A 2,612-nucleotide genomic window follows, 5' to 3' on the forward strand; every position below is an offset into this window, starting at 1 on the left:
ACATGATGAGCAGAATAGCTCTTTTTTTGCTGACTTGATGTTTTGCGGCACAAGTGCCGACTTAATTGTGTGCATCCATAAGGATGCCCTGCACGTTTGGTTCGTTCATTCTTTGTTCAGTTTTCAAAGGTCAATCCGTTATCACGTCCGGCGTGTAACACGCTTCGTGACAACTATTTAATAATACCACCTTACTGCTTAACCGTCAACCCTTTTTTGAAATAAAGTTTTTTTATTTCTTGGGGATGAGATTTCTTAGCAGCGGCAACTTTTATATAATATCACCTGCATCAACTTTCGTCAACCAAAAAATCAAACTTTTTGAAATTAATAAAAAGAAGCGAGAATGTATCTTCTCGCCTCTCTGCTAAACAAGCCTCTTTCACTCTTTGTAAAAAATATGTTTAGGGCAGTCGGTAGCCTCCTGCGCGGTATAACTCATACCATTCTTCTCTGGAGAGCGTAACTTCTGGCGCTTTGGCTACCGCTGCAATCCGCTTTGGATTCATACTACCAATTATGGGTTGCATACGGGCTGGGTGACGAAGCAGCCAGGCAATTGCAATCGTTTCTTGTGCAACGCCTTTTTCTTCTGCCATTCGGTCCAAAACTTCATTTAGTTCTCTATAATCTGGATGCCCAATCAAAACGCCTCTTTTCTCATTCCCAATTTGGAATGGAGACCAAGGTTGGATGGTCATCTCCGTAATACGGCTATAGTCTAAAATAGAACCGTCCCGCACGATTGATAAATCATTTACGCGGTTTACATTCAGTCCCGCATCGATCATTGGGTGATGCGTTACACTAAGTTGCAGTTGATTAATAAGAAGCGGTTGTTTTACTTTTGTTTTTAACAATTCAATTTGCATTGGGTTATGATTGCTGACCCCGAAGTGACGGACTTTACCCGTTTTCTCTAATAGATCAAAAGCCTCCGCTACTTCTTCAGGTTCCATTAGTGCATCTGGACGATGCAACAAGAAAGCATCCAAATAATCTGTTTGAAGTCTCTTCAAGCTGCCTTCGACCGCTGAAATAATATGCTCTTTTGAAAAATCATACATTCCGCCCTTTACAATCCCACCTTTTGATTGAATCAGCAACGAATCACGCGGAATCCCCATTTCTTTTACTGCACGACCAAAAATCCGTTCCGATTCCCCGTCTCCATAAATATCCGCATGGTCAAAATAGTCGATTCCATAGTCCAATGCTGTTTGGACCACTTCTTTCGCTTCCTCTAAACTAATTTGATCCATACGCATAATCCCTAAAGAAATAACAGAACCTTCAAAGCCTTGATTGCCAATCTTTACTTTCTTCAAACTGGTCACACCTTTCTTTGAAATCGTTTCCTCTATTATATCACATTGGTAGATTTGACCCCTAGCGAGTACAATAGAAGAAATAAAGGAGGAATCTTCATGTGGTATGAACCAGCCTTTGATGCATTAGTAGCTTTACGGAATCCTGAACGTGCGGTTAAAATGGAAGCTTATATGAGGAATCAGTATCCTTTCCTAGGTATTTCCGCTCCTGTACGCAAAAAAGTCTATCGCTCTACCTTTAAAATGGCGGAAAAAGAAAAACGAATAGACTTTGATTTCGTACGCATTTGTTTTGATCAAGAAACGCGGGAGTTTCACTATATGGGTGCAGATTACTTACTCGCTATTCAAGGTCTTCTACAACCCGAACACCTTCCTCTCTTAAAAGAGTTTATCCTGACTAAATCTTGGCGGGATACGGTAGATTCCTTAGACGGCGTTGTCGGTTCCATTGTAAACCGTTATCCTGATACGAAAGAAACCATGCTCGCATGGAGTACCAACGAGAACATTTGGGTGAGACGAGTGGCGATTGACCATCAGTTGCTATTCAAAGAAGGAACAGACGCGGTGCTGCTTGGTCAGATCATTGAGAATAACCTCCTGTCGACTGAATTCTTCATCAACAAAGCAATCGGCTGGAGCCTCCGAGACTATAGCAAGACAAATCCTGCTTGGGTACAGCAGTTTATTGAGGCCCATCGTCCACAGATGGCTCCTTTAAGTATTCGCGAAGGGAGTAAGTATCTAGTAAATACAAAAAAACCGCCAATCCATTGATTAGCGGTTTTCCATTTTTATCTATTTTATCATGCATACAAAAAAGCCGCACCACCTGAACGGTTGTACGACTTTTACTGCAAGCCATCTACGGGATTTGAACCCGTGGCCTCCGCCTTACCAAGGCGACGCTCTACCTACTGAGCTAAGACGGCAAAAAACTCCGCAAGCAGGACTCGAACCTGCGACATCTTGATTAACAGTCAAGCGCTACTACCAACTGAGCTATTGCGGAATAATATATAATGCGCGGCAGCGTCCTACTCTCACAAAGGGAAACCCTTCACTACAATCGGCGCTAAGAAGCTTAACTTCTGTGTTCGGGATGGGAACAGGTGTGACCTTCTTGCCATCGCCACCGCACATATTTTTCTGGGGAACCTTGTTCCCTCAAAACTGAATCCATAACACGGCCTAGTTTGGCGACCAACCCATCTGCCGTTGCCATTCTCTTGGTTAAGTCCTCGACCGATTAGTACTGGTCCGCTCCACACATCGCTG

3 protein-coding genes, 2 tRNA genes and 1 rRNA gene are annotated in these 2,612 nt (G+C 43.1%); 2 read left to right on the forward strand and 4 right to left on the reverse strand.

The window, feature by feature from the left end:
- Positions 1 to 181 (forward strand): hypothetical protein (locus PVE40_RS12550; RefSeq protein WP_274732274.1); only part of this gene is annotated, 181 nt, incomplete at its 5' end.
- A gap of 223 nt (positions 182 to 404) precedes the next feature.
- Here the strand turns inward: PVE40_RS12550 and PVE40_RS12555 are convergent.
- Positions 405 to 1,328 carry an aldo/keto reductase gene (locus PVE40_RS12555; protein WP_274732276.1) on the reverse strand — a complete coding sequence of 308 codons (924 nt, stop codon included), beginning with the start codon at positions 1,326 to 1,328 and terminating at the stop codon, positions 405 to 407.
- 99 nt (positions 1,329 to 1,427) lie between these two features.
- Between PVE40_RS12555 and PVE40_RS12560 the strand changes: the two genes are divergently transcribed.
- Positions 1,428 to 2,111 carry a DNA alkylation repair protein gene (locus tag PVE40_RS12560; RefSeq protein ID WP_274732277.1) on the forward strand — a complete coding sequence of 228 codons (684 nt, stop codon included), beginning with the start codon at positions 1,428 to 1,430 and terminating at the stop codon, positions 2,109 to 2,111.
- Between the two features lie 82 nt (positions 2,112 to 2,193).
- Here PVE40_RS12560 and PVE40_RS12565 read toward each other — a convergent pair.
- From PVE40_RS12565 to rrf, 3 genes are all read right to left on the reverse strand, one after another.
- Positions 2,194 to 2,266, reverse strand: a tRNA-Thr gene (locus PVE40_RS12565).
- Positions 2,267 to 2,272: 6 nt separating this feature from the next.
- Positions 2,273 to 2,346, reverse strand: a tRNA-Asn gene (locus PVE40_RS12570).
- 12 nt (positions 2,347 to 2,358) lie between these two features.
- Positions 2,359 to 2,474, reverse strand: a 5S ribosomal RNA gene (rrf, locus tag PVE40_RS12575).
- Between the last annotated feature and the right edge of the window lie 138 nt (positions 2,475 to 2,612).

Origin of the sequence: Jeotgalibaca caeni (assembly GCF_028863945.1) — a bacterium.
Lineage (GTDB): Bacteria > Bacillota > Bacilli > Lactobacillales > Aerococcaceae > Jeotgalibaca > Jeotgalibaca caeni.